Source organism: Streptomyces coeruleorubidus, assembly GCF_028885415.1.
GTDB lineage: Bacteria > Actinomycetota > Actinomycetes > Streptomycetales > Streptomycetaceae > Streptomyces > Streptomyces coeruleorubidus_A.
The window spans coordinates 6812967-6838838 of sequence record NZ_CP118527.1 but is presented as its reverse complement, the minus strand read 5'-3'; the positions used below and the strand labels follow the sequence as shown (position 1 = coordinate 6838838).

The window sequence follows — 25872 nt, the reverse complement described above, 5'->3', positions numbered from 1 at the left end:
TGCAGACAGCGTCCACGTATGCAGATGGAGGCTAAGTGGGTGAACGTGCCGGGTCAATGGCCGGGCGATCACGGATTCCTGCGGACCTACGATGAGCCCATGCAGGAGAGCAGAGGTGTCCGCGGCGTGAAGTCGGCGGCCCGGACCGTCGCGCTGCTGGAACTGCTCGCCGAGCGGGGCGAGCAGCCCTCGCGCCTCGACGAGCTCGCGGAGGATCTGGGGGTGCCGCGCAGCAGCATGTACCAGCTGCTCCAGACCCTCGTCGACGCCGGCTGGGTCCGCACGGACGCCACCGGCTCCCTCTACGGCATCGGGATCCGCGCGCTGCTCACCGGCACCGGCTACCTGGACGGGGACCGGCATGTCCGGCTGGTCCGCCCGTACCTCGACGAGGCGTCGGACACGCTCGGCGAGACGATCCACCTGGCCCGGCTCGACGGCCGGGACGTCGTCTACCTCGCCACCCGGGAGTCCCACGAGTATCTGCGCACCATCAGCCGGGTCGGCCGCCGCGTCCCGGCCCACGCCGGCGCGCTCGGCAAGGCCCTGCTCGCGGAGCGCGCCGACGACGAACTGCCGTTCACCCAATGGCCGTTGCCCGCGCTCACGGAGAACACCCACACCGACCGGGCGGCACTCCTCGCCGACCTGGCCAGGGTCCGCGAGCGCGGCTACTCCGTCGACCGCGAGGAGACGGTACCCGGCATCGCCGGCTTCGGCTTCGCCCTGCGCTACGGCACCCCGGCCGTCGACGCCATCAGCTGCTCGGTCCCGGTGGCCCGGCTGAACCCGGAGCACGAGGCCCGCGTCGTCTCCGTGATGGGGGACATCAGGGCGAGGATCGAATCCCGGCTACCGCCGATGCCGGGCGCACCCGACTGGCGCTAGGTGTACTGGTGTGCGGGAAGTCTGCCCCAGCTGTGGTGCGGTCGGTATTGCCGGCACAGGGCCGCAGGCAGGCCCGGCCAAAAGTACGGTCGCCGACAACGGGAACCATGCTTTGAGCTGATGCTGTGAAGGACGTGGAATTCCACGATAAGGGCATGCCAAATGCCAGCGTGCTCAGCCGCTCCGGCCCGGGCGAGACGGGCGCCGCATCGTCGGTGTCGCGCAGCAGCCCGACGACACGGCGCATCGCGGCCATGGCCTCGGACCCGGCGCTCTCGATCTCGGTCAGCGAGTCCGACACCTTCTCCGGGGCCCGCCGCACGACGATATGGGCGGCCTGCGCCTGGATCACCATCCCTGTGATGTGGTGGGCCACGATGTCGTGCAATTCCCGGGCGAGTTCCAGCCGTTCAGCCCGGCGCACCTCTTCGGCGGCGGCTTTCGCCCGGCCGTCGAACATGCGCAGCGCCAGCCCGACCCCGACGGCGGCCAGCCAGGCCGCGGCGGCGATGGCCGGAACCGCCGACGGCGGCCGGACGGCGAACTGAACGGCGATCACCAGCAGCCCGGCGCCCGCGATGGCCCCGGCCCTCACCATCGGCAACGCCCTGATCGCGGATCCGGTGAGCACGGCCAGGCCCAGGGCGACGGCGGGTCCGAGCCCGGCGGGAAACCGGGTGCCCGGCAGCAGCGGGACGAGGACCGCCAGCGCGGTGACGACGAGGCCCCCGGCCGCCGTCCAGGTCCGCTCCCGATGGCGCATCAGCGCGAGGGCGCACACCATCACGGCGGTGGCGGCACCGGGGGCCCAGGACGCGGCCCCCCAGGTCTGCGCGAGGGCGAAGGACTGAATGGCGATCGCCGCGAGAAACGCGACACCGAGCCCGACGGCGGAGACGGCCCCGACCCATCGCTGCGGAATCACGTTGATCAGATTACCGAATCCTCGCCCGCGATCCGCGCCGTTCGGCGGGGCCTCGGGCGGGGTGCCGGACGGCTCCGAGGTCCTTGCGGCGGGCTGGGCGGCGCCTGCCGCATTCGCCGGATCTCCGGCCACGCTACGACCGCGGCGGGTCAACCCAGGGCCCCTGCGGTGCCGGGACGTTGGGGCGTTGGTTGCGGTCGAGGCCGCGCAACACCGGCCCCATCACGAGGGCGGCGGCCATCCCCATCGTGGCCAGGTTCGTCACGCCGCTCCATCCGTCGAACCAGGTGACCCCGGTCACCACGACGCCGCCCACGGCGATCCCGGCGGCCGGTCCCATCGGCAGCGTCCTGATCGCGGAGCCAACGAGCACCGACAGGGCCAGCGCCGTGATGGGGGCGGGCTCCTGCGGCAGCTCCTCCCCGGCGATCAGGGACACCGCGACGGCAACGGCCGTCACGGTCAGGCCCGCGACCGCGGTCAGTACCTTCTGCCGCTCGCGCATCAACGCGAGGCCGCCCACGATGGTCGAGACGGCGGAGCCGAACACCCAGGACCCGCCACCCCAACTGTCCATGAGCATGAACGTCGTGAAGACGATCCCCAGGGCGAACACGACGCCGAGCCCGATGTCGGACACCCTGCCAGCCGACCTTGCCGGCCGAACCCCTGTATTCATGCTGCTCAGGCTAGAAAGCCGAAGCGCATCGCGTACCGGCCGAAAGTACGAAGAGCGTCGGTGGAGCCACGCTTTGGGCCGGTTCTGGCACTAGCCGGTTCTCCTTGACCGGAGTGGCGTAACCGCCGCGCCGCGGGGGGCGACGGATGGCGAGCGCCCCGCCTACGGACGCCGGTCCAGCACACCGTCCCTCAGCCGGCCGCCCCGTCCGGCAGGACCCCGGCCCGGAACGGCTCCACACCCTCCAGCCTCCGTACCCGTGTCGGCTCGATCAGCAGCATCACCCGGCGCTCCCCGGGCAGCAGCCACGGATACCGGTCATCCCCGAGGTACTTGCGCGCGAGCCGGTCCATCGCCCGCTCCGCCTCCTCGCCCTCCACGAACCGGACGACCTTCCCCCGGATCTCCGCCCGGTCATAGGGGTTCCCGGGGTCGTGGTGGGACAGCGAAACGTACGGATTGCGCCGCAGATTCTCCTCCTTCACCCGCCCGATGGAGGTGTTGACCATGACGTACTCCCCTTCGATGTCCGCCCACATGGGCGACACCTGGGGCGTTCCGTCCGCACCCACCGTCGCGAGGTGCCAGAAGTTCGTCGCGAGAAGACGCTCGCGAATATGCCCGTTGAGCTTGCCGTTCACCTGACCGACCACCTTTCCGGGCCCGCGTTCACCAGGCCCGGCGCCATCCTCGCCGCACCCCCGCCCCGGCCGACAGACGATCTTCGGCCCCGGTCGAACCCGCCGGTAGCCGTAGCTTCCTACAATCCGTGATCCTGGCCGAACAGACCGTGGTCACCGCAGCCCCGCACCCCTAGCTTGTGGCCCGTGCGCCGACCTTCAGCCCGCCCGAGCCAGCCCACCCCCCACCCCCTGCCCGCCACCTCGACGCCCCCGCCCTTCAACGCCACCGCCGCCCGCCGCCTGCGCGCAGCTCTCGGCATGGCACCCGAGCACGTCGCCCACGGCATGCGCGTCTCCTACGGGCACCCCCACATCACCCCGGAGCACGTCATGGCCTGGGAACGCGGGACCGCGTCCCCTTCCGGCTCCGAACTCACCGCGCTCGCAGGCGTGTTGTGGTGCGCGCCCGGCGAACTCATCGGCAGACCGCGCACCCTGCGCGAGCACCGCATCGCCCGCGGCTTCGCCCCCGAGGACGTGGCCCGTGCCGTGGGACACGAACTCCACGCCTATCTACGGATGGAGGAGACCGACACCTGGCGCGGCACCGACCGCCAGTCCGCCGCGCTCGCCGATCTGCTCGGCCTCGGCCTGCCCGACTTCGTCACCGTCACGGGCCGCGACGCCAAGCTCGGCGAACTGCTGCGCAACGCCGTCACCACCCGCTGGCAGGCCTACGTACGCCCGGTGGCCAAGGTCGTGCCCCTGGACCGACAGTTCCTGGAGAGCGCCCTCCAAGGCCTGCACCAGGACTACCAGGGGCACATGGCCGCCACGCTGAGCTGGGGCGGCGGCAGCGGTGACGCGGGCGACACCGGCCAGGAATTCCTCGCCCGGATCGTGGAGCACTTCTGGGCGAAACTCCAGGACGGCACCGAGTAGAGGGCGCCCTAGAAGACCGACTCGGCCTCGTCCATCCGGTCCTTGGGCACGGTCTTCAGCTCGGTCACGGCCTCCGCGAGCGGCACCATCACGATGTCCGTCCCGCGCAGCGCGGTCATCCTGCCGAACTCCCCCTGGTGCGCGGCCTCCACCGCGTGCCAGCCGAACCGCGTGGCGAGCACCCGGTCGTACGCGGTCGGTGAGCCGCCGCGCTGGACGTGGCCGAGAATGACCGGCTTGGCCTCCTTGCCGAGCCGTCGTTCCAGCTCGTGGGCGAGTGCCGTGCCGATGCCCTGGAAGCGCTCGTGGCCGAACTTGTCTATGGCGCCCTTGCCGTAGTCCATGGTTCCGTCGGCGGGGTGGGCGCCCTCGGCGACACAGACGACCGCGAACTTCTTGCCGCGGGAGAAGCGCTCCTCGACCATCTTCACGAGATCGGCCGGGTCGAACGGACGCTCCGGCAGACAGATCCCGTGCGCGCCGGCCGCCATGCCGGACTCCAGCGCGATCCAGCCGGCGTGGCGCCCCATGACCTCCACCACCATCACCCGCTGGTGGGACTCGGCGGTGGTCTTCAGACGGTCCATCGCCTCGGTGGCGACGCCGACCGCCGTGTCGAAACCGAAGGTGCGGTCCGTGGAGGAGATGTCGTTGTCGATCGTCTTCGGGACGCCGACCACCGGCAGACCCGCGTCGGACAGCATGCGGGCCGCCGTCAGCGTGCCCTCGCCGCCGATCGGGATCAGCGCGTCGATGCCGAACTCGTGGATCATGTCGGAGGCGTTCTCGCAGGCCTCACGGAGCCGGTCGCGCTCCAGCCGGGACGACCCCAGGATCGTGCCGCCGCGGGCCAGGATGCCGCTGACCGCGTTCAGGTCGAGGGTGCGGTACCGGCCGTCGAGCAGCCCCGAGTAACCGTCCTCGAAGCCGATGACCTCGTCGCCGTAGTTGTCGACCGCCCGGTGCACGACCGACCGGATCACGGCGTTCAGGCCGGGGCAGTCGCCGCCTGCGGTGAGAACTCCGATACGCATCGTGCTGTGTCTCCTGCTCGCTGTTGATACCGGTGAGCCACTGCCGATTGTTTCACGCTCGACAGCCCGGTGCCGCACCCCGAGGGTGACGGGCGCCATATCTATCGGCGGAGGTATTGTCAAGAGGGTTCTGCTCACCTCGGTGGGCGATTTTTGTGCCCGCGGCTGGATAGCCATTGGCTTGATGTGTACCCCCATTCGAGACGAAACGGAGAGCGCGCGTGACCCGCAGCGTGTACGTGACCGGCATCGACCGCGGCGACGGCCGCCAGGTCGTCGAACTGGGGGTCATGGAGCTCCTCACCCGGCAGGTCGACTGGGTGGGCGTCTTCCGTCCCCTCGTCCATGACGGCCCCGACCGCCTCTTCGAGCTGCTGCGCGCCCGCTACCGGCTCACCCAGGACCCGGCGACCGTCTACGGCATGGACTACCACGAGGCGTCCGCCCTCCAGGCCGAGGCCGGCACGGACGAGCTGGTGTCCACGCTCGTCGACCGCTTCCACCTGGTCGCCCGCGACTTCGACGTGGTCCTGGTCCTCGGCACCGACTACGCCGGCACCCAGCTCCCGGACGAGCTGTCGCTCAACGCCCGGCTGGCGAACGAGTTCGGCGCGTCCGTGATCCCGGTCGTGGGCGGCCGCAAGCAGACCGTCGAGTCGGTGCTCGCCGAGACGCGCAACGCCTACCGGGCCTACGACACGCTGGGCTGCGACGTCCTGGCCATGGTCACCAACCGGGTGGCCCGCGAGGACCGCGAGGAGATCGCCGGCCAGCTCGACTCCCGGCTCCCCGTGCCCTGTTACGTCCTGCCCGACGAGCCCGCGCTGTCCGCCCCGACGGTCTCGCAGATCGGCCACACCCTCGGCGCCAAGGTGGTGCTGGGCGACGACTCGGGACTGGCCCGGGACGTGCTCGGCTTCGTCTTCGGCGGCGCGATGCTGCCGAACTTCCTGGGCGCCCTGACCCCGGGCTGCCTCGTCGTCACCCCGGGCGACCGGGCCGACCTGGTCGTCGGCGCGCTCGCCGCGCACAGCGCCGGCACCCCGCCGATAGCGGGCGTGCTGCTCACCCTGGACGAGGTGCCCGGCGACGACATCCTCACGCTCGCCGACCGGCTCGCGCCCGGCACCCCGGTGCTGTCGGTGGCCGGCACCAGCTTCCCCACCGCCGAGCAGCTGTTCTCGCTGGAGGGCAAGCTCAACGCGGCCACCCCGCGCAAGGCGGAGCGGGCACTCGGCCTGTTCGAGCGCTACGCCGACACCGCCGGTCTCGCCCGCCGCGTCTCCGCCCCGAGCAGCGACCGCGTCACGCCGATGATGTTCGAGCACAAGCTGCTGGAGCAGGCCCGCTCCGACCTGCGCCGCGTGGTGCTGCCCGAGGGCACCGAGGAGCGGGTGCTGCACGCCGCCGAGGTGCTGCTGCGCCGGGGCGTGTGCGAGCTGACCCTGCTCGGCCCCGTCGACCAGATCCGCAAGAAGGCCGCCGACCTCGGCATCGACCTCGGCGAGTCCCAGCTGATCGACCCGGCCACCTCCGACCTGCGCGACGCCTTCGCCGAGAAGTACGCGGCCCTGCGCGCCCACCGGGGCGTCACCGTGGAGCTGGCGTACGACGTGGTCTCCGACGTGAACTACTTCGGCACGCTGATGGTGCAGGAGGGCCTCGCCGACGGCATGGTGTCGGGCTCGGTGCACTCCACGGCCGCGACCATCCGCCCGGCCTTCGAGATCATCAAGACCAAGCCGGACGCCGACATCGTCTCGTCGGTGTTCTTCATGTGCCTGGCCGACAAGGTCCTCGTCTACGGCGACTGCGCGGTCAACCCGGACCCGAACGCCGAGCAGCTCGCCGACATCGCCATCCAGTCGGCGAGCACGGCCGGGCAGTTCGGCGTGGAGCCGCGGATCGCCATGCTGTCGTACTCCACGGGTACGTCCGGCTCCGGCGCCGACGTCGACAAGGTGCGCGAGGCCACCGAGATCGTCCGCACCCGCCGGCCCGACCTGAGGATCGAGGGCCCGATCCAGTACGACGCCGCCGTGGAGCCGTCGGTCGCGGCGACCAAGCTGCCCGGCTCCGAGGTCGCGGGGCAGGCGAGCGTGCTGATCTTCCCCGACCTGAACACCGGCAACAACACCTACAAGGCCGTGCAGCGCTCGGCCGGCGCGATCGCCGTCGGCCCGGTGCTCCAGGGTCTGCGCAAGCCGGTCAACGACCTGTCCCGGGGCGCCCTCGTCCAGGACATCGTCAACACGGTCGCCATCACGGCGATCCAGGCCCAGTCCCCCGCCCCGTCCCCGAGCGAGAAGGCAACCGCCCAGTGAGCCCCACCCGCGTCCTCGTCCTCAACTCCGGCTCCTCGTCGGTGAAGTACCAGCTGCTCGACATGCGCGACCACAGCCGGCTGGCGATGGGGCTGGTCGAGCGCATCGGCGAGCAGACCTCCCGTCTGAAGCACACCCCGGCCGGCGGTGAGAGCCGGGAGCGCGGCGGCGCGATCGCCGACCACGACGCCGCCCTGAAGGCCGTCGCCGAGGAGCTCGCCAAGGACGGCCTCGGCCTGGACTCGCCCGAGCTGGCCGCGATCGGGCACCGGGTGGTGCACGGGGGCAGGTCCTTCACCGAGCCGACCGTGATCGACGACGCCGTGCTCGCCGAGATCGAGCGGCTCATCCCGGTCGCCCCGCTGCACAACCCGGCCAACCTCACCGGGATCCGCACGGCCCGGGCGCTGCGGCCCGACCTGCCGCAGGTCGCGGTCTTCGACACCGCCTTCCACACCACGATGCCGGAGTCGGCCGCCCGCTACGCGATCGACGTCGAGACGGCCGACGCGCACCGCATCCGGCGCTACGGCTTCCACGGCACCTCCCACGCCTACGTCTCCCGGGCCACCGCCGAGCTGCTCGGCAAGGACCCCGCCGAGACGAACGTGATCGTGCTGCACCTGGGCAACGGGGCGTCCGCCTCGGCCGTGCGGGGCGGTCGTTGCGTGGACACCTCCATGGGTCTGACGCCTTTGGAGGGGCTCGTGATGGGTACGCGCTCGGGAGACATGGACCCGGCCGTCATCTTCCATTTGATGCGTGTTGGTGGAATGTCCGCCGACGAGATCGACACTCTTCTCAACAAGAAGAGCGGTCTGATCGGACTGTGCGGCGACAACGACATGAGGGAGATCCGCCGCCGCGTCGACGAGGGCGACGAGCGGGCGGAGCTGGCGTTCGACATCTACATTCACCGACTGAAGAAGTACATCGGCGCCTATTACGCCGCACTCGGACGGGTGGACGCGGTGGCCTTCACCGCCGGTGTCGGCGAGAACGCCGCTTTCGTGCGGGAGGCCGCCCTGGCGGGCCTGGAGGAGCTGGGCCTGGCGGTGGACGGCGAGCGCAACGCCGTACGCGGCGACGAGGCGCGGCTGATCTCGCCCGAGGGTGCCCGGGTCGCGGTGGCGGTGGTGCCTACTGACGAGGAATTGGAGATCGCGACACAGACCTACGCGCTGGTAATTGGTTCGGGGAATCACACCTGAGCGGCATCCCGCCCTTTTGTATTTTCCGCCAGACGGAATATTCCGTTGCGAAACAAACCGATAGGATCGCCCCCATGCGCCGTTCGAAAATCGTCTGTACTCTCGGCCCCGCGGTCGACTCCCACGAGCAGCTTGTCGCGCTGATCGAGGCCGGCATGAACGTGGCCCGCTTCAACTTCAGCCACGGCACGCACGCCGAGCACCAGGGCCGGTACGACCGGGTCCGTGCCGCCGCCAAGGAGACCGGCCGGGCCATCGGGGTCCTCGCGGACCTCCAGGGCCCCAAGATCCGTCTGGAGACCTTCGCCGAGGGTCCCGTGGAGCTGGTCCGCGGTGACGAGTTCACCATCACCACCGAGGACGTCCCGGGCGACAAGACGATCTGCGGGACGACCTACAAGGGCCTGCCCGGCGACGTGACCAAGGGCGACCAGGTCCTCATCAACGACGGCAACGTCGAGCTGAAGGTCACCGAGGTCGAGGGCCACCGGGTGAAGACGATCGTCATCGAGGGCGGCGTCATCTCCGACCACAAGGGCATCAACCTGCCCGGCGCGGCCGTCAACGTGCCCGCGCTGAGCGAGAAGGACATCGAGGACCTCCGCTTCGCCCTCCGCATGGGCTGCGACCTGGTCGCACTCTCCTTCGTCCGGGACGCCAAGGACGTCCAGGACGTGCACCGCGTGATGGACGAGGAGGGCCGCCGCGTCCCGGTCATCGCCAAGGTGGAGAAGCCGCAGGCGGTGCAGAACATGGAGGACGTCGTGATGGCGTTCGACGGTGTGATGGTCGCCCGCGGTGACCTCGCCGTCGAGTACCCGCTCGAGAAGGTCCCCATGGTGCAGAAGCGCCTGATCGAGCTGTGCCGGCGCAACGCCAAGCCGGTGATCGTGGCGACCCAGATGATGGAGTCGATGATCACCAACTCCCGCCCGACGCGCGCCGAGGCCTCCGACGTGGCCAACGCGATCCTGGACGGGGCCGACGCGGTCATGCTGTCCGCCGAGTCGAGCGTGGGCGCCTACCCGATCGAGACCGTGAAGACGATGTCGAAGATCGTCACCGCGGCCGAGCAGGAGCTGATGTCCAAGGGCCTGCAGCCGCTGGTCCCGGGCAAGAAGCCGCGCACGCAGGGCGGTTCGGTGGCCCGGGCCGCGTGCGAGATCGCCGACTTCCTCGGCGGCCGGGGCCTGGTGGCCTTCACCCAGTCCGGCGACACCGCCCGCCGGCTGTGCCGCTACCGCGCGGTCCAGCCGATCATCGCGTTCACCACCGACGAGTCCACCCGCAACCAGCTCGCCCTCAGCTGGGGCGTGGAGCCGCACGTCGTGCCGTTCGTGAACAGCACGGACGAGATGGTCGACCTGGTGGACCAGGAGATGGTGAAGCTGAACCGCTTCAACGAGGGCGACATCGTGGTCATCACGGCCGGCTCGCCCCCCGGCGTCCCCGGCACCACCAACATGGTGCGCGTCCACCACCTGGGCGGCGCCAAGGGCTGACCCATGAAGGCCTTGGCACGCGACTGAGGGCGTCCCCTGTGACGGGGGGCGCCCTCAGTGGCGTTCGCCACCGGGCAATCCCCTACCGAAAATCGACCGACTGTGAAAATCTTGTGACGCTCTCGGGGAGAGAGTGCGGGGGGAGTGCGCCTGACCAGCGCACACATCTCTTTCGACGAGCGTCACCCGTCAACGACCCACCACGGCTGCCGCGCAGCCATGTCCGCCTGCTCTCTTCCTGGCCTCACCATTCGACCAGCAGACAGGCGATGACATGCGAAGAGCCCTGCGCTCAAGGGGGTTAGCCAGTACCGCACTGGTGGCGGCCTCCGCCGTACTGACGGGACTGGTGTACGCGGCACCCGCCCGGGCCGACGGTCCGCCGGCCGAGGACCCGGACGCCGGCAGCTCCCGGATCAGTCTTGGGGTGGACGCCCGGATGGACCGGTGCGTGGCCGGCATGGCCCTGCACATCGGCGGCCCCGCGCTCAAGGCCGCGGCCGCCAAGGCCCTGAACGGTACCGACACCGAACTCGCCACCGCCCTGGAAGGGCACCAGCTGGGCCTCGGCACACTCGGCGACGCCCGCTCCAAGGACAACGACGGCGTCATCGACTACCTGGGCCAGTCCCGCAAGCGCAAGCAGCGCTGGGAGGCAGCCAACGAGATCTACGCAGAGACGGGCTGGAGCTCGGGCACCGAGTACCACGCTCCCGAGTTCGACAAGGAAGTCGTCGCCTTCACCCTCGGTCCGCAGCGGGACCTGTACGGCAAGCTCGGGCAGGACGGGCGCAGCGTGCCCACCAAGGCCTCGGTCGACCAGGCGAAGAAGATCGCCGCCGACATCAAGGGGCAGGACGACTGGAACGACTTCGCGATCGGCTCGATGTTCGGTGAAACCGATGTCCGCGGCCCCTACAACATGACCACCGGCAGTGACGTCGCTTCCTTCCTGCGCCATGGCGGACTCGTCACCAAGCCGCCGGCGGAGGGCTCCGCCGAGTACCGCATGGAGGTCGAGGCCCTCAAGGTCGCCTGGGGCGGCTGCGACAGCTTCAATCCTGTCGACATACGGCGGATCCTCACCCCGGTGGTCCTGACCGCCCATCAGGAGTGGGAGCAGGAGTACGCCGCTCAGGCCAAGCCGCGGACCCGCATCATGGCCGCCGAGGCGACCGCTTCGGCCGAGGCCCGCAAGGCCACCGAGGCGATGATCGAGTCCATCGGGCAGGCGTGGCTGGCAGAGCAGATCCTTCTCTGGCAGAAGTACTGGGCGGGCCAGCCCAAGGATGACATCCTCCGGCCCAAGCCCGCGGTCTTCACCCAGGCCAAGACCGACCTGGCCACCGCCCAGAAGCGGGCCGCCGAGCAACTGGCCCTGGCCAACAAGGCGGTGGCCACCGCCAAGACGGCCTCCGAACAGGCTGGCGCGGCGCAGAACGACGCGTACGCCATCGCCGACGCCGCCAAGACACCGCGCGGCCGGGGACTGCTGTACGCGCAGCAGTCGGTGCAGGTCGCCAAGGCCTCCTACGCCGCGGCCCAGGCGGCGGCGAAGGCCACCCAGACCGCGGTGAACGCCGCCAAGGCGACGGTGGCCGACAGCAAGGCGCTGTTCGCGCTCTCCCGGACCCAGGCGCACGCCATCAACACCGAGTTCCGGCGCATCGCCGCGCAGGAGGCGGCCGCCCAGGCGAAGGCGGCCAGGGTGTCCGCGGACGCGCTGGCCAAGGAAGCCGCAGCCAACGCCACGAGGGCGAAGAACGCCCAGGCGACGGCCGAGGCGGCCGAGAAGACGGCGAAGACGGGCGCTGCGAGGGCAGCGACCGAACGGGCCAAGGCCGAGAAGGAACGAGACAACGCCAAGCGGGAGCGGGCCAACGCGGCGGCCGAGCGGGCGAAGGCGAAGGACGCCGAACAGCGGGCGCAGGCGGATCGGGATGCCGCTGCCCGGGCACGCGGCACCGCGGAAACGGCGGGCGACACCGCCGCCGCCAAGCGCCAGGAGGCCGAGGAGGCCGAAGCGCAGGCGTACTTGGCCCGTGACCTGGCCGTCTCGGCCGAACGTAAGCGGGACGCCGCCAAGTCCAGGGCGGCCGCCCTGCAAGCCGCCGCCGAGGCGGCCACGGGTTCAGCTGCCGCGGGTGAGGCCCGCGAGGCCGCGACGGAGGCCCGCGCCGCCGCCACCGAGGCGACCGACGAGGCCCGCGACGCACGGGCCGCGGCCAATGGCGCGAGCGAGGCCGCCGTGAAGGCCCGGGCCGCCGCCACGCGCGCCGACGCCGCGGCGTCCCGCTCCCGTGCCGCGGCCGACAACGCGTGGTCCGCCTACGAGACCACGCGCGCCGCAGCCGCCACGGCACACGCCGCCGCCGCGGAGGCGATCGACGCCGCAGCAGCGGCCAAGAAGAACGCCGACGACGCCGAGGCCGAGGGCAAGAAGGCCGCCGCCGCGGCGGTCACGGCACGCAAGGAGGCCACGGCCGCGAAGGCCGAAGCCGCAAAGACGGCCGCGTGGGCCGCCACCGCGGCCGGTCACGCCTTCGCGGCGGGTGAGGCGGCCACCGCCGCCCGCGACTCGGCCGCCGAGGTGATCAAGCCTGCCAACCAGGCCATCACCATCGGCAGCCCGTACAAGGAGACCGATGTCTCGGCCGCGTTCGCGGTCCTCGTCGGGCAGACGTCCAAGCCGATCGCGGAACGCCAGGCCGCCGCCGCCAAGGCCAAGGCCGACGAGGCGGCCAGGGCAGCCAAGGAGGCCAAGGCCCTGGCCGAGAAGGCGAAGGGCGACGCCAAGCTGGCCGCCGAGGTCGCCGCCGCGGCGGCCGACGACGCGGCGAAGGCAGCGGCCTCGGTGGCTGCCGCGCGTGCCTCCGCGGCCGAGGCCGCCACAGCCGCGGAAGCGGCGAAGAAGGCAGACGCGAACGCCCAGAAGTACGACCAGCAGGCCGGTACGGACGCCCTCTACGCCGGGATGGCCGCGAGCGAGGCGGAGTCCGAAGCCGCCGCCGCGGACCGTGAGGCCGACGAGGCGGAGAAGGACGCCGCCAGTGCCCGCTCCGCCGCCACCTCGGCGGAGAAGGACGCGGCGAGCGCCCGCAACACCGCCACCAAGGCGGAGCAGGACGCCACTGCTGCCGAGACGGCGGCCAAGAATGCCGACGGTGCCGCGAAGGAGGCCGACCAGGCTGCCGATCGCGCGGAAGAGGAGGAGCGCAAGCGGCTCGAACAGCAGCGCCGTGCAGCCATGGAGGCAGGTGACACCGGTGTTCCCGGAGGGAATCCGGGCCCGGCCCTGAGCGCCGACGACGAATCTATCCTGCGGGCCCAGTGCGGCCAGCAGTGCGTCGACGACTACCGCGCCGCTCAGGCGGCCGTCTCGATGAGCGTCATCGACTGGGTGAAGGCCAACGGCGGTCAGATCCTGCTGGAGGTGCTGGGCGTCGAGAACGTCAAGCGCTGCTTCGGCGAGGACGACATCGAGAGCTGCCTGTGGTCCTTCGTCGACGTGGCGTCCCTCGTGCTGGTCGCGGGCAAGCTTCCCGCCGTCGGCAAGGCGATCGTCCGAGTCGCCAGCGGTATCGCCGAGTTCTTCGAGAAGGCCGCGTGGGGCAAGAAGACCCTCGCCCGGCTGAAGGACATCATCGAGAAGTACCGCAAGGGCCAGCTCGGCGAGTGCGTGCTCGACGCCGCCGACCTGTTCAGTGGCGCGTCCGGGTCGTCCAGGGCCAAGGGGCTCGCCGCCGCCAAGGCGGCGGGTGGCAAGAAGCGGTTCTGCGGGATCGACCACATCTCGCCGATCGACGGGGACTGGTGCACCAAGCGGGGTGCGCACGTCAACCTGAAGAACGGCCGGGAGGTCGGGCTGCAGACCACCAACGTCAAGGGCGGCATCATGGGCTACCCGATCGACGTCAAGGCGGGATCGGCCACCCATGACGAGATCCGCGCCGTCATCCAGACGCTCATCGACGACGACCGGCTGCGTGAGGATCTGATCGCCAAGTCGACGGACGCGATGCGCATCTTCAACCAGGACGCCGCGAACCAGAGGTACAACGAGAACCTGGAGGCCGGTCAGAAGCCCCGGCCGCTGAGGTGGGGCTGCAAGACCAACTTCGCGCCGAAACTGAAGTTCCTGATCGACGCGTTGAAGGAGATCAGCCGGCAGAAGGGTGTCGGCTAGTGTCCTGCGCCAGTAGTTGATCGTTAGTTGTTGCGTGACTTCTGCTGCTGGTGCGTCAGTTCCTCGTCGGGGTCCGAAGCTGGAACCGTTGCTGCTGTCCGCTGAGGAGCGGGCGATGTTGGAGCGGTGGACGCGTCGGGCCACGTCTGCCCAGGCCCTGGCTCTGCGCGCGCGGATTGTGCTGGCGTGCGCGGGGCCGGAGGTGCCGCCGATCGTGGCGGTTGCTCGGGACCTGCGGGTCACCGCGGACACAGTCCGCAAGTGGCGGCGGCGATTCCTCGCCCACCGGCTGGACGGGCTGGTGGACGAGCCCCGGCCGGGCCGACCGCCCACCATCAGCGTCGACCAGGTGGAAGCCGTCGTGGTCACCACGCTGGAACAACTCCCGAAGAACGCCACCCACTGGTCGCGCAGGTCGATGGCGGACCGCAGCGGCCTGTCGAAGTCGACCGTGGGCCGGATCTGGCGGAAGTTCCAGCTCAAGCCGCATCTGGCGGACACGTTCAAGCTGTCGACGGACCCGCTGTTCGTGGAGAAGGTCTACGACGTCGTCGGCCTCTACTTCAACCCGCCCGAGGGCGCGGTTGTGCTGTGTGTGGATGAGAAGTCGCAGATCCAGGCCCTGGACCGGTCCCAGCCGGTGCTGCCGATAATGCCGGGCATGCCCGAACGGCGCACTCACGACTCCGTGCGCAACGGCCTGACCACCTTGTTCGCCGCGTTCGATGTCGCCACCGGCGAGGTCATCAGCGCCCTGCACCGCCGGCACCGGGCAGTGGAGTTCAAGAAGTTCCTGGTCAGGATCGACAAGGAGGTTCCGGCGCATCTGCAGATCCACTTGATCTGCGACGACTACGGCACCCACAAGACCCCGGCGGTCAAGACGTGGCTCGCCAAACACCCTCGCTTCCACATGCACTTCACCCCGACCGGTTCCTCCTGGATCAACCAGGTCGAGCGGTGGTTCGGTTTCCTCGCCGACCAGAAGATCCGCCGCGGCGCACACAAGAACGTGCAGGCCCTCGAAGCTGACATCCGCGCATGGGTCAAGAACTGGAACGAAGACCCCAAGCCCTTCATCTGGACCAAGACAGCCGAAGAGATCCTCGACTCCCTCGCCCGCTTCTGCCGACGGATCTCCGGCGCAGGACACTAGCACCGACGCAGAGCTGAAGGGGGCCGGTCCGCGGTGCGGACCGCCCCCCCGCCGTCGCCTCAGCGGCAGACGTGGTGGGTGTCCCGGGCGATCGCGCTGTGCAGGACCGCACCGCTGCCCTCGGCCTCGTCCGCGTCGGTCCGGCGGAAGGTGAAGTGCACGTCCGCCGGGGCATGACGCACCACGAGTGTGACCTGGTCCGCCGGCTCGGGCCAGGGGCTTTCCTCGGCACGTATCCCGGCCGCGGAGAACGCCTGGCGCAGCTGCGCGGCGGTCACCTCCGAGGGCGTTTCCTCCGTCTCGCCCGGCACGCCTCCCGGAAGGTCGACGGAGCCGGTCCCGGTACTCAGCGCCACCGCCCGGAGGACGTCGCAGCAGATCTCGAGACGTACGTCGCCGTAGCGCACGTGACACGGCTCGCCTCTCTTCCGCCTCCGGCCCGGGAAGTGCTCCCCGTCCCGAGGCGGCCCCAGCCGCTCGGACACGTCGGCGAGAGGGGCCCCCGGTTTGAGAACGCCGATTCCGCCGGACTCGGCGAACTCCGTCAGCACGTCCACGATGGTCATGCCTCGATCATCCCCCACACGCGTCCCATACCACCGCGAGAGGGCGCCCCCTGGTGACCAGGGGACGCCCTCGAGTCCGTCGGGTACGTCAGTCCGTGACGTACTGGTGCAGCCCCGGCACGGTCAGCGTGCCGCCGAACTGGCCGGCCTGGGTGACCTTCACCTTGGTGAAGTAGATGAGCGGGATGTTCAGGGGCGGCGGGTGCTCCGGGTCGAAGGTGACCGGGATCAGCCCGAGCAGGTTGCCCGAGATCTTCTCCGTGTACATCACCGTCTTGCCGTCGGTGATCGTGGACGTCGAGCCCTTCGCCGCCTGGACGTGGTGGGTCTTGCCGGACTGCTTGTCCTTGACGAGCTGGTGCAGGTCCCCGATGTCGGTGCCGTCGTTGATGACGTACTTCAGGACCTTCTTCGTAGCGCCGCTCGCCGTCCGCACCTGCACGATGCCCTGGTAGTCGGCACCCTTCAGGGTCAGCGAGCTGGCCTCCAGGTACCAGGGGTCGTCGGGCACGAGGATCTGGTTGTCGACGCCGCCCTCGGCGTCCGTGGCGGCCGGGCAGTCCTCGGGGTCCACGGAGGGGCTCGCGGACGGGCTGGGGGAGGCGGTGGCCTTCCCGGCCGCGTCCTCGGCCGCCTTCTCGGCGGCCTCGGTGGTGTCCTCGGCCGTCTTCGACGCCGTACCGGCCGTGTCCTTCACGGTGTCCTTCGCCGTGTCGGTGACCTTGTCGGTGTCGGACGCGTCGTCCTTGCTCGTGTCCTCCGGCTTGGCCGTGTCCCCGGACGGCGAGGCCGACGCGGACGGCGTCGGGCTCGGGCTCGCGGTGGACTTGCCGCCGTTGAAGATGCCGCCGATCGCGTCGCCGATGTCCTCCAGCACGTTGCGGTCGCTCTGGGACGGCGACGGGCTCGGCGTTGCCGCGTCGTCCCCGCCCGAGGTGCCTGAGGAGGGCGAAGGGGTCGGCGTGGGCTCGGTCTTTCCGCCCGTGTCGTCGGAACCTGAATCCGACGAACCGGACGAGTCCGCAGGGTCCTTGTCCGCGTCCGAGCCGCCCGCGGGCGCCGAGGGAGTCGGCTCGGACGTGTTCTCGTCCTTCTTGCCGTCGTCCTCGCTGCCGCTCGCCGAGGGCGACGGGGAGGCGCCGTCCTTGTCCTTGCCGTTCTCCAGCGCCGCGACGCAGTCCTTGTACTCGTCGGCCTTCAGGCTGTTCGACGTCGAGGGCTGGTCGTCGGCGAGGGCGAGCGTCGGGGTGAATCCCATGCCCATGAGGACCGCGGTGGGCATCGCCGCCATGGCTATCGCCTTGCCGGCCGGCATCTGGAACCGGGTGAACAGCGGCTTCTTGGGGGCCGCGTGACGTGGCCCCGTTCTCGGCCGGTCCTGGGTCCCGGGAAACTGGTCGCGGGCGTCAGCCGACACGGTACCCCCCGTTGCGGGCCTCGGACCGGACGCCGTCATCCGGACCACCGTCGCCGGTCTCGTACGGGGTGTGCGGCGGGCCCGGCTCATCGCTGGCGCCCTGGGGCGTGGGTTCCACGGCGCCCTCTCCGGCCGGTCCGCGACCGGACTTGTGCCGTCCGCCCTCGGCGCCCTCCGCCTTGCCGGGCGCCCAGGACACGGCGAGCGCGCCGCCGAGCATCGCCAGCAGGAAGCCGATGATGAAGCCCCCGATGTTGGAGACCACCAGCGACACCAGAGCGAGGATGATCGACGCGACACCGGCGAAGACCCGCGTCGCCTGCTGGAACCACATGGTCAGACCCAGCGTGATCAGCAGGACCCCGATGATGAGGGAGCCGGCCCCCGCGGTGGTCGCCATGGTGAGCGACATGGTCCCCAACTTCAGGGTGGCGTAGGGGAAGTAGGCGATCGGCACCCCGCCGAGGATGGTCAACAGGCCTGCCCAGAACGGCCGGGTGCCCCGCCAGTCACGGAATCGCCGACGCAGCCGGGTGAAGGTCCCGGCGCTCTGGACCGGAGTCTCGGCACTCATGGAAAACAGCTCCCTCGGTCCGGTGGAGGTACGTACCGGCTCGGAAGTAGGCGTTCAGTAGCCGGAAGGTGTGGGTCTGTGAAGGTGCCCGGCGGACGGCCGGGCCGGGCCCGCGGGGCGGGGAAACCGTGGCTTCCCCGCCCCTTCGAGACGGCTCAGCCGCCCCGCGGCACCCGTGACACGGAGGCTGTCAGAAGCACTCCATGTCCTTGTTCGTGCCGAGACGCATCGACAGGCCGTTGAGCGTGAACGTACCGGCCGTGGTCGCCCACGCCGTCTGCTCGACGTTGGTGAGGTCAGCCGACTCGGCCTGCTGGGCGAAGCCGCCCGCCAGCGTGGTCTTCGTGTCCTTGACCTCCGGGCCACGCGTCTTGTCCTGGACCGCCACACCGATGTCGATGTTCTTGAACTTCGCATCGGCATCGAGCTGGGCGACATCGATGTAGAGGTTCTCGGCCGTGACCGGCTTCTTGGGGTTGTTCCCCGCCTCAAGACGGAGGTAGACCGTCTTGCCTATGAGGGGGATCGGCGTCGCGACCGACTGACACATCTTGGTGATCGTCGCGTCGTCGAACGACGAGATCGCGACGGGAACCTGTGTCTTTTCCTTGCCGTCGGTCTTCGTGTAGACGGAGTCGATCCCGCCGTACTGGGCGAAACCCTCACCGTGCAGGTGAGAGGCCTTCACCTTGAACTGCTGACCGGACACGCTGAACGAAGCGGCCAGCGCCCCCTGCGCGAGTCCGACACCCACACATGCCGCGGCGGTGACGCTGGGCACCATCACCACAGCGAACCGCTTCCATCTGGTCCCGCCACGCACCTGGGACTCCATATTTCCTCCTTCTCGGACGTACATCTCCTGTCCTGGCTCGCCCCGGATCGCGGCTCAGCCGGGCAGGGATGGGAGAAGTGCTACGTCCTCGGGAAGGAGAGCGCCTGCACTCGGCGGCGCAACTCGCGCCCGAATCACCGGCGATCACCCCCGAGCGACAACCACTGGTCGCGCCTGACACGCATCACGCACAACCCTGCTGGACAGGCTTCGCCCAGTGGGCGAAGACCCCCCTGTCCAAGAGCCGGCGCCACTGCCGCCGGCTCTGCTCGGTGGGGACCCAGGACGTCCCGCGACCCAACCGGCTGCCGGGGTACGGGAATGGACCGAGCGTGGCCGATCGTGGTCCATTCTGGCCGCCCGCACAAGGGGGTTCGTTACTGACTAGTAACGGCGGGATAACCGAACAACGACCCCGTGGTCTCGGACGACGACACAGGGTGCTGCCGGACGGCGGTACAAAGCTGTTGATCGCTGGACAGAAACCGACAGATCAACGCTCACGACTTACTCGCAGTAACAGCGGCCGCGATTACCAAGTTTTGGCAAAGTGCGGCCGCTGTGACGCTCTGTCAGCAAATCTTTCACGTGGGCACCACAGGCCCGCGTGTTTAACGACTGGTCAGAACAGGGCCCGAGCCAGGGCCCTACGGGCCGCGATCACACGCGGATCCTCGGGTCCGACCACCTCGAACAGCTCCAGCAGCCGCATCCGTACGGTGTCCCGGTCGTCACCCACCGTACGCCCCACGGTCTCGATGAGGCGGCCGAAGGCGTCCTCCACATGGCCGCCCACCAGATCCAGGTCGGCGGCGGCGATCTGCGCCTGCACGTCGGCCGGCTTCTCGGCCGCCTCCCTGCGCACCTGCTGCGGGTCGACGCCCTGCACGCGCTGGAGCAACTCGGCCTGGGCGAGGCCCAGTTTGGCCTCCTCGTTGCCCGGGTCCTCGCTCAGCACGTTCTTGTAGGCCTGGACGGCGCCGCTCAGGTCACCGGAGTCCAGCGCCTGCACGGCGGCTTCGAGGAGGGCGTCGTACGGACCGGCCGGCCGCTCGGGAGCCGGCTGGGCGCCGCCCGGCTCGGCTTCGGGGTCGACGACGAGACCGGTCAGGCCGAAGCGCTGCTCGGCGACCTGCACCAGCTGGTCCAGGGTCTGCCGGATCTGCGCCTCGCCCGCGGCCCCCTGGAAGAGCGGCAGTGCCTGCCCCGCGACGACCGCGAACACCGCGGGGATCCCCTGGATGCCGAACTGCTGCATCAGCATCTGGTTGGCGTCGACGTCGATCTTGGCAAGCAGGAAACGGCCGTTGTACTCGACGGCCAGCCGCTCCAGGACCGGGCTCAGCTGCTTGCAGGGCTGACACCACTCGGCCCAGAAGTCGATGACGACGGGGACCTCGGCGGACCGCTGCAGGACCTCCCTCTCGAACCCCGCCTCGTCGACGTCGATGACGAGATCGGCCGGGGAGATCGCCCCCGCACCGCCCTCCCGGGCGGCTTGCGCACGCGCCTGCTCCGCCTTCGCCTTGGCCTCCTGGGCCGCCTTCACCGCGGCGAGGTCGACGACTCCGCTCATGGACATGTTCCGTGGCTGCATGCGTCTATCCTCCCCCGTACTGCGCGCGCGTGTGAAAACCGGTGGAAAAGCCGGGCCGATCGGATGCCCGAAACCAGGCCGGCCGGATGCCCAAGCCTGGCCGGTCGGGTGCCCGTCAGCGCCGGGTCCCCACCCCACGCCATGTCGCCGAAGCCCGTGTACGTCCCTCACGGGCTTTCGCTACGAGACGTAGCGTAATGCCACGTCGACCCGCCGGAACACCACCCCCGGGTGATCTCCCTCACGGCCGCGCAGGAACCGCCGGTTTATGGTCAGGACATGCACAGCCGCAGCCCAGCCAGCCGCACCGGGCGCCCGCGCAGCGCAACGGCGGACGCCGCGATCCTGGCCGCGACACGGGCGGCGCTGGTCGAACTGGGCTGGTCCAAGCTCACCCTGGGAGACGTCGCGACCCGCGCCGGGGTTGCGAAGACGACGCTGTACCGCCGCTGGGCCGGCAAGAACGAACTGGTCGTCGACGCGGTCGCGGAACTCTTCGACGAACTGGCGCTCCCGGACAGCGGCTCACTGGCCGCCGACATCGAGGGCGTCGTCCTCCAGTTCGCCACGATCCTGGACCGCCCGGAGGCGAAAAGCGGCCTGATGGCAGTGGTCGCGGAGGCCACCCGCGACGACGCCCTGCGCGAACGCATCCGCGAGTCGGTGGTCGACCGCCAAAAACGCCTGGTCCTGGAGGGCAGATCCCGAGCCCAGGCACGAGGCGAACTCCCACCCGAACCGGACCCCGCCGAAGCCTCCCGCACAGCAGACCTGATCTTCGACATGGTGGCGGGGGCGGTGGTGCACCGCACGCTGGTGAGCGGGGAGCCGGTGGACGAGGAGTGGGTACGCGGCTTCACCCTGGTGCTGCTCCGGGGACTGGCTCCGGAAGCCGCGCACACGGCCGCCGGCTGAGCCGCGCCCGTCCGTGCAGGCGCCGAACCCCGCCGGCGGACGCAGGAGGTACTCAGAAGCCCGCGGGCTCGGTGTACACCCCCCACTCGTCCCGCAGCACCCCGCAGATCTCGCCGAGCGTCGCCTCGGCCCGTACCGCCTCGAGCATCGGCTCGATCATGTTCGCGTCCGACCGCGCCGCGGCGATCATGCCGTCGAGTGCCGCACGGACCCGCGCGTCGTCACGCCCGGCCTTCCGCTCCGCGAGCACCCGCACCTGGTCCCGCTCCACCTCGTGGCCGACCCGCAGGATCTCCAGATCCCCGGTCACCGACCCGGTGTGGACGTTCACCCCGACGACCTTCTTGTCGCCCTTCTCCAGCGCCTGCTGGTACCGGAACGCCGACTCGGCGATCTCCCCGGTGAACCAGCCGTCCTCGATGCCCTGCAGGATCCCGGAGGTGATCGGCCCGATCGGGTGCTGCCCGTCGGGATGCGTCCGCAGCCCCCGCTCCCTTATCTGCTCGAAGATCTTCTCGGCGTCGGCCTCGATCCGGTCCGTCAGCTGCTCGACGTACCAGGAACCGCCCAGCGGATCGGCCACGTTGGCGACCCCGGTCTCCTCCATCAGCACCTGCTGCGTGCGCAGCGCGATCTCCGCCGCCTGCTCGCTCGGCAGCGCGAGGGTCTCGTCGAGGGCGTTGGTGTGCAGCGAGTTCGTCCCGCCGAGCACGGCCGCGAGCGCCTCCACGGCCGTCCGTACGACGTTGTTGTACGGCTGCTGCGCCGTGAGGGAGACGCCCGCCGTCTGGGTGTGGAAGCGCAGCCACTGCGCCTTCTCCGACTTCGCCCCGTACACGTCCCGCATCCAGCGGGCCCAGATCCGCCGGGCCGCCCGGAACTTCGCGATCTCCTCGAAGAAGTCGACGTGCGCGTCGAAGAAGAAGGAGAGGCCGGGCGCGAAGACGTCGACGTCCAGACCCCGCGACAGCCCCAGTTCCACGTACCCGAAGCCGTCCGCCAGCGTGTACGCCAGCTCCTGCGCGGCCGTCGACCCGGCCTCGCGGATGTGGTAGCCGGAGACGGACAGCGGCTTGTACGCGGGGATGCCGGCCGCGCAGTGCTCCATCAGGTCGCCGATGAGCCGCAGATGCGGCTCGGGCTGGAAGAGCCACTCCTTCTGGGCGATGTACTCCTTGAAGATGTCCGTCTGGAGCGTGCCGTTCAGGACGGACGGGTCGACGCCCTGCCGTTCGGCGGCGACCAGGTACATGCAGAAGACGGGCACGGCCGGTCCGCTGATGGTCATGGACGTCGTCACGTCACCCAGCGGGATGTCCTTGAACAGGACCTCCATGTCGGCCGCCGAGTCGATCGCGACCCCGCAGTGCCCGACCTCGCCCAGCGAGCGCGGGTCGTCGGAGTCGCGGCCCATGAGCGTCGGCATGTCGAAGGCGACCGAGAGCCCGCCGCCGCCGTTGCGGAGGATCATCTTGTAGCGCTCGTTGGTCTGCTCGGCGTTGCCGAACCCGGCGAACTGCCGGATGGTCCACGTACGCCCTCGGTAGCCGGTCGCGTACAGGCCGCGGGTGAAGGGGTACTCCCCTGGCCAGCCGATCCGCTCGAACCCCTCGTACCTGTCGCCGGGCCGGGGTCCGTACACCGGCTCCACGGGATCGCCGGAGAGCGTAGTGAAGTCCGCGCCGCGCTTGCGCGCGGCGTCGTACCGGGCCTGCCAGCGACGGCGGCCTTCCTCTATGGCGTCAGCGTCCATACCTCGAATTTACTAGGACGTCCAAGTAAATGTCGATGGCAGACCGCCGTACGTTCGTCCGTACGGCGGTCTCGGTTACGCCTTGGCGGTCGCGGGCGAGTCCTCCGCGACCCTGGCGGCGAGCTCGTGGCTGATCCTGCGCTCCACGAAGAACGCGGCCGTCGGAATGGTCCCGGCGAGCAGCACCCACAGCTGCTTGCCCACCGGCCACTTCGCCTTGGAGCCCAGGTCGAAGGCGAAGACCAGGTACACGACGTACAGCCAGCCGTGGGCGATGCTGACGACGCGCGTGAAGTCGGCGGCGCCGTTCAGGTCGAGCACGTACTTGCCGATCATGCCGAGGGTCAGCAGGACCAGCAGTACGCCGGTGACGTAGGCCATCACGCGATAGCGGGTCAGCACGCTCTTTTTCATGCCGTCGAGCGTAACGACCCGTTCCGGGAGATCTTGTCCCGGGTCACCCCTCCTCGAAGTCCCCCGCGGCGATCCGCAGCGGCCGCAGCATCGCGAAGATCTCGGCGCACTCCTCCGCGTCGTACACCCCGAGCCCGAAGTCCATCGCCATCAGGTCGCGGGTGGCCGCCTCGACCACCTCGCGGCCCTTGGCGGTGATGCTGGCGAGGGTGCCGCGCCCGTCGTTGGGATTGGGCCGCTTGGCCACGAGCCCCGACTTCACGAGCCGGTCCACGGTGTTCGTCACGGAGGTGGGGTGCACCATGAGCCGCTCGCCGATCTTGGACATCGGCAGCTCGCCGGACTTGGAGAAGGTGAGCAGCACCAGCGCCTCGTAGCGCGCGAACGTCAGCCCGTACGGCTTGACCACCGCGTCGACCTCGGCGAGCAGGATCTGCTGGGCGCGCATGATCGAGGTGATCGCGGCCATGGACGGCACGTTTCCCCAGCGCTGCTTCCAGCGTTCGTCGGCGCGCGCGATCGGATCGAAGGAGAGACTGAGCGGCTTCGGCACGTACCCGACCTTACCGGCCGGTCACATGGTGGTCAGCCCTGTCTCGGCCTTCGGTCACCAGGGCCCTCGGGCATGATCTCGAAGACCCCGGTCCACCGGTCGTCATGCAGACAGGCGTTCATCGGCCTGACCAGGGTGGTGTGATCAGGGTCGGTGCGCCAGCGTTTGACGGCTTCGAGGCTTTCCCACTCACTGGTGAGCAGCCATCGACCGGGATCGTCGACGGAGCGGCAGAGCTGTTCGCGCAGATGTCCGGGAAACCGCATGGCGCCGTCACGTACGCCTTGGTAGGCGTCCACGAAATCTGCTTCTCTTCCCTCCCGGACGCGCAGCAGGCGAACCACTCGCACCCGCGCCGGCGCCTCCTGAGTCACGACGGGTCGAGAATGACGGGGAGCTCCGCGAGCCCCCGGAAGGCGGGGAACGGCACGGTCAGCCAGCGCACGTTCTCCGGCTCCCCGACCAGGGTCATGCCGGGGTGGCGCCCGAAGAGCGTGGTGAGGGCGATCTGCATCTCCAGACGTGCCAGAGGCGCGCCGATGCAGTAGTGCGGGCCGAGGCCGAATGCGAGGTGCGTCGCCTGGACGTTCGGGCGCTCGACGTCCATGCGGTCCGGGTCGGGGAACATCTCCGGGTCCCGGTTGGCCGCCGTGAGCGAGATCTGCACGAGCGCACCCTTGGGGATGAGTGTGTCGCGCATCTTGATGTCTTCCGTCGCGTAGCGGAACGTCGAGTTCTCCACCGAGGTCTCGAACCGGAAGATCTCTTCGACGGCCGCGGCCGTCGCCCCCGGGTCCCGGAAGGCCAGGCGCTTCTGCTCCGGCTGGCAGAGCAGGTGGTAGACGCCGTTGCCGACCTGGTACGCGGTCGACTTGTGGCCCGCGAAAAGCAGCACCCACGCGGTGGAGACGAGCTCGTGGTCGGTGAGCGCGCCGTCCTCGTCCTGCGCCGTGACGAGTGCGCTGAGCAGAGCTCCGTCCGGCTCCTTCCGCTTCCGCGCGATCAGGTCCACCAGATAGTCGCGCAGGTTTCCCTCGGCGATTTCCAGCGCCTTTCGCGCCTCCGGCCCGAAGCCGGTCTGAGCGACGGTCGCGGACCATTCCTGGGCTTGCCTGCGCTCGTTCTCCGGAACGCCGAGGAGCTCACAGATCACGTGCAGCGGCAGCGGGAAGCAGAATTCCTGGAGGAGGTTCACGGGTTCCGACGCCGGGCAGCGGTCCAGCAGTTCGTCAGCGATCTTCTGGACCTTCGGACGCAGCGACTCCACCCTCTTGGGGGTGAAGGTGGTGCCGACGATCCTGCGGAGCCTGGTGTGCTTCGGAGGATCCGAGAACAGCATGTTGTCGTCCAGGGCGATCGACGAGTCGCCGAAGATGCGGTGGTAGGCGTCGATGGCGCCGTACATGTCCTTGCTCAGCCGAGGATCGGCCAAGGCGGCACGGGCGTCGTCGTACCGGGTGATGAGATACGTGTCGACCCCGTGAGGGGGCGTCAGCGGGCACACGGGTGCTTTCGCCCTGAGCGCGGCGTAAACGGGATGCGGGTTGGCGCGAAACTCCCGGCTGCAGGCCGAGGCCGCGGCGGCGGCCTCTTCGGACGACATTTCCTCGGATGCGAACGCTTGCGTCATGGCTGGTCCCGGGGGTCGAGAGTTCCGTCGGTCGGTCACACGATTTCCCGGCCGGCACTGTGCCGCAAACGCTGCTGGGCCATATGAGTTCGCGCGCCGCAGGATGCGTGCAGAAATTCCTCCCGTTACCCGGTCGGCGCACCCCGGG

22 protein-coding genes are annotated in these 25872 nt (G+C 70.0%); 8 read left to right on the top strand and 14 right to left on the bottom strand.

Annotated features, from left to right (window positions below; translation table 11 throughout):
* Positions 1-99 precede the first annotated feature (99 nt).
* Positions 100-888 carry an IclR family transcriptional regulator gene (locus tag PV963_RS31970; RefSeq protein ID WP_274819729.1) on the top strand — a complete coding sequence of 263 codons (789 nt, stop codon included), beginning with the start codon at positions 100-102 and terminating at the stop codon, positions 886-888.
* Here the strand turns inward: PV963_RS31970 and PV963_RS31965 are convergent.
* The 3 genes from PV963_RS31965 to PV963_RS31955 all read right to left on the bottom strand — a co-directional run bounded on the left by PV963_RS31965 (position 830) and on the right by PV963_RS31955 (position 3133).
* Complete coding sequence (locus PV963_RS31965; RefSeq protein ID WP_274819727.1) at positions 830-1945, bottom strand: histidine kinase dimerization/phosphoacceptor domain-containing protein; 1116 nt, start codon at positions 1943-1945, stop codon at positions 830-832. The two genes, PV963_RS31970 and PV963_RS31965, sit on opposite strands and share 59 nt — an antisense overlap.
* Before the next feature lies 1 nt (position 1946).
* Positions 1947-2453 (bottom strand): metal transporter, encoded by a 507-nt coding sequence (locus tag PV963_RS31960; RefSeq protein ID WP_274819725.1) that lies wholly within the window; start codon positions 2451-2453, stop codon positions 1947-1949.
* A 230-nt stretch (positions 2454-2683) separates the two neighbouring features.
* A complete protein-coding gene (locus PV963_RS31955) occupies positions 2684-3133 on the bottom strand; it encodes a PPOX class F420-dependent oxidoreductase (RefSeq protein ID WP_274819724.1) in 450 nt (149 codons plus the stop codon).
* A 177-nt stretch (positions 3134-3310) separates the two neighbouring features.
* On the opposite strand from PV963_RS31955, the gene PV963_RS31950 reads away from it, so the two are divergent.
* Positions 3311-4057 (top strand): helix-turn-helix domain-containing protein, encoded by a 747-nt coding sequence (locus PV963_RS31950; protein ID WP_425540963.1) that lies wholly within the window; start codon positions 3311-3313, stop codon positions 4055-4057.
* Positions 4058-4065: 8 nt separating this feature from the next.
* On the opposite strand, the gene PV963_RS31945 is transcribed toward PV963_RS31950, so the two are convergent.
* Positions 4066-5091 carry an ATP-dependent 6-phosphofructokinase gene (locus PV963_RS31945; protein WP_274819722.1) on the bottom strand — a complete coding sequence of 342 codons (1026 nt, stop codon included), beginning with the start codon at positions 5089-5091 and terminating at the stop codon, positions 4066-4068.
* A gap of 221 nt (positions 5092-5312) precedes the next feature.
* Here PV963_RS31945 and pta point away from each other — a divergent pair, with 221 nt between their 5' ends.
* The 5 genes from pta (at position 5313) to PV963_RS31920 (ending at position 15470) form a co-directional block, all read left to right on the top strand.
* Entirely contained in the window at positions 5313-7415 is a 2103-nt protein-coding gene (gene pta / locus PV963_RS31940; RefSeq protein WP_274819720.1) for a phosphate acetyltransferase, read from the top strand.
* Entirely contained in the window at positions 7412-8626 is a 1215-nt protein-coding gene (locus PV963_RS31935; RefSeq protein ID WP_274819719.1) for an acetate kinase, read from the top strand. The genes pta and PV963_RS31935 overlap by 4 nt, the downstream gene beginning before the upstream one ends.
* 74 nt (positions 8627-8700) lie before the next feature.
* Positions 8701-10128 carry a pyruvate kinase gene (pyk, locus tag PV963_RS31930; RefSeq protein ID WP_274819717.1) on the top strand — a complete coding sequence of 476 codons (1428 nt, stop codon included), beginning with the start codon at positions 8701-8703 and terminating at the stop codon, positions 10126-10128.
* A gap of 319 nt (positions 10129-10447) precedes the next feature.
* On the top strand, positions 10448-14314 hold the full coding sequence (locus PV963_RS31925) for a hypothetical protein (protein WP_274819715.1): 3867 nt from the start codon (positions 10448-10450) through the stop codon (positions 14312-14314).
* 115 nt (positions 14315-14429) lie between these two features.
* Positions 14430-15470 carry an IS630 family transposase gene (locus PV963_RS31920; protein WP_274819713.1) on the top strand — a complete coding sequence of 347 codons (1041 nt, stop codon included), beginning with the start codon at positions 14430-14432 and terminating at the stop codon, positions 15468-15470.
* A gap of 59 nt (positions 15471-15529) precedes the next feature.
* On the opposite strand, the gene PV963_RS31915 is transcribed toward PV963_RS31920, so the two are convergent.
* The 5 genes from PV963_RS31915 to PV963_RS31895 form a co-directional block, all read right to left on the bottom strand.
* A complete protein-coding gene (locus PV963_RS31915) occupies positions 15530-16036 on the bottom strand; it encodes a hypothetical protein (protein ID WP_274819711.1) in 507 nt (168 codons plus the stop codon).
* A gap of 88 nt (positions 16037-16124) precedes the next feature.
* Positions 16125-17351, bottom strand: coding sequence for a hypothetical protein (locus tag PV963_RS31910; RefSeq protein WP_274822175.1), 1227 nt, complete (start codon positions 17349-17351; stop codon positions 16125-16127).
* A gap of 91 nt (positions 17352-17442) precedes the next feature.
* On the bottom strand, positions 17443-18027 hold the full coding sequence (locus PV963_RS31905; RefSeq protein ID WP_274819710.1) for a DUF6114 domain-containing protein: 585 nt from the start codon (positions 18025-18027) through the stop codon (positions 17443-17445).
* Between the two features lie 190 nt (positions 18028-18217).
* Positions 18218-18862, bottom strand: coding sequence for a DUF6230 family protein (locus PV963_RS31900; RefSeq protein ID WP_274819708.1), 645 nt, complete (start codon positions 18860-18862; stop codon positions 18218-18220).
* Positions 18863-19484: 622 nt separating this feature from the next.
* A complete protein-coding gene (locus PV963_RS31895) occupies positions 19485-20459 on the bottom strand; it encodes a tetratricopeptide repeat protein (RefSeq protein ID WP_274819706.1) in 975 nt (324 codons plus the stop codon).
* A 279-nt stretch (positions 20460-20738) separates the two neighbouring features.
* Between PV963_RS31895 and PV963_RS31890 the strand changes: the two genes are divergently transcribed.
* Entirely contained in the window at positions 20739-21374 is a 636-nt protein-coding gene (locus tag PV963_RS31890; RefSeq protein ID WP_274819704.1) for a TetR/AcrR family transcriptional regulator, read from the top strand.
* 52 nt (positions 21375-21426) lie between these two features.
* Here the strand turns inward: PV963_RS31890 and PV963_RS31885 are convergent, their stop codons facing one another.
* The 5 genes from PV963_RS31885 to PV963_RS31865 form a co-directional block, all read right to left on the bottom strand.
* Complete coding sequence (locus tag PV963_RS31885) at positions 21427-23127, bottom strand: acyl-CoA mutase large subunit family protein (protein WP_274819702.1); 1701 nt, start codon at positions 23125-23127, stop codon at positions 21427-21429.
* Positions 23128-23202: 75 nt separating this feature from the next.
* Positions 23203-23541, bottom strand: a complete 339-nt coding sequence (locus PV963_RS31880; protein ID WP_274819701.1) for a DUF3817 domain-containing protein — start codon at positions 23539-23541, stop codon at positions 23203-23205.
* A 43-nt stretch (positions 23542-23584) separates the two neighbouring features.
* Positions 23585-24094: a MarR family winged helix-turn-helix transcriptional regulator gene (locus PV963_RS31875; protein ID WP_274819699.1), complete on the bottom strand. Its 510-nt coding sequence runs from the start codon at positions 24092-24094 to the stop codon at positions 23585-23587.
* 32 nt (positions 24095-24126) lie between these two features.
* The gene (locus PV963_RS31870; RefSeq protein ID WP_274819697.1) at positions 24127-24468 is read right to left on the bottom strand and encodes an antibiotic biosynthesis monooxygenase family protein; all 342 of its coding nucleotides are present in this window, start codon (positions 24466-24468) and stop codon (positions 24127-24129) included.
* Positions 24465-25724, bottom strand: a complete 1260-nt coding sequence (locus PV963_RS31865) for a cytochrome P450 family protein (RefSeq protein ID WP_274819695.1) — start codon at positions 25722-25724, stop codon at positions 24465-24467. Before PV963_RS31865 ends, PV963_RS31870 begins: the two co-directional genes overlap by 4 nt.
* Between the last annotated feature and the right edge of the window lie 148 nt (positions 25725-25872).

Bases quoted from the DNA above. Each gene is read 5' to 3' on its own strand.
- PV963_RS31970 (WP_274819729.1), top strand. From the start codon at position 100: ATGCAGGAGAGCAGAGGTGTCCGCGGCGTGAAGTCGGCGGCCCGGACC.
- PV963_RS31945 (WP_274819722.1), bottom strand. From the start codon at position 5,091: ATGCGTATCGGAGTTCTCACCGCAGGCGGCGACTGCCCCGGCCTGAAC.
- pyk (WP_274819717.1), top strand. From the start codon at position 8,701: ATGCGCCGTTCGAAAATCGTCTGTACTCTCGGCCCCGCGGTCGACTCC.
- PV963_RS31920 (WP_274819713.1), top strand. From the start codon at position 14,430: ATGTTGGAGCGGTGGACGCGTCGGGCCACGTCTGCCCAGGCCCTGGCT.
- PV963_RS31915 (WP_274819711.1), bottom strand. From the start codon at position 16,036: ATGACCATCGTGGACGTGCTGACGGAGTTCGCCGAGTCCGGCGGAATC.
- PV963_RS31910 (WP_274822175.1), bottom strand. From the start codon at position 17,351: ATGCCGGCCGGCAAGGCGATAGCCATGGCGGCGATGCCCACCGCGGTC.
- PV963_RS31905 (WP_274819710.1), bottom strand. From the start codon at position 18,027: ATGAGTGCCGAGACTCCGGTCCAGAGCGCCGGGACCTTCACCCGGCTG.
- PV963_RS31900 (WP_274819708.1), bottom strand. From the start codon at position 18,862: ATGGAGTCCCAGGTGCGTGGCGGGACCAGATGGAAGCGGTTCGCTGTG.
- PV963_RS31895 (WP_274819706.1), bottom strand. From the start codon at position 20,459: ATGCAGCCACGGAACATGTCCATGAGCGGAGTCGTCGACCTCGCCGCG.
- PV963_RS31890 (WP_274819704.1), top strand. From the start codon at position 20,739: ATGCACAGCCGCAGCCCAGCCAGCCGCACCGGGCGCCCGCGCAGCGCA.
- PV963_RS31885 (WP_274819702.1), bottom strand. From the start codon at position 23,127: ATGGACGCTGACGCCATAGAGGAAGGCCGCCGTCGCTGGCAGGCCCGG.
- PV963_RS31880 (WP_274819701.1), bottom strand. From the start codon at position 23,541: ATGAAAAAGAGCGTGCTGACCCGCTATCGCGTGATGGCCTACGTCACC.
- PV963_RS31865 (WP_274819695.1), bottom strand. From the start codon at position 25,724: ATGACGCAAGCGTTCGCATCCGAGGAAATGTCGTCCGAAGAGGCCGCC.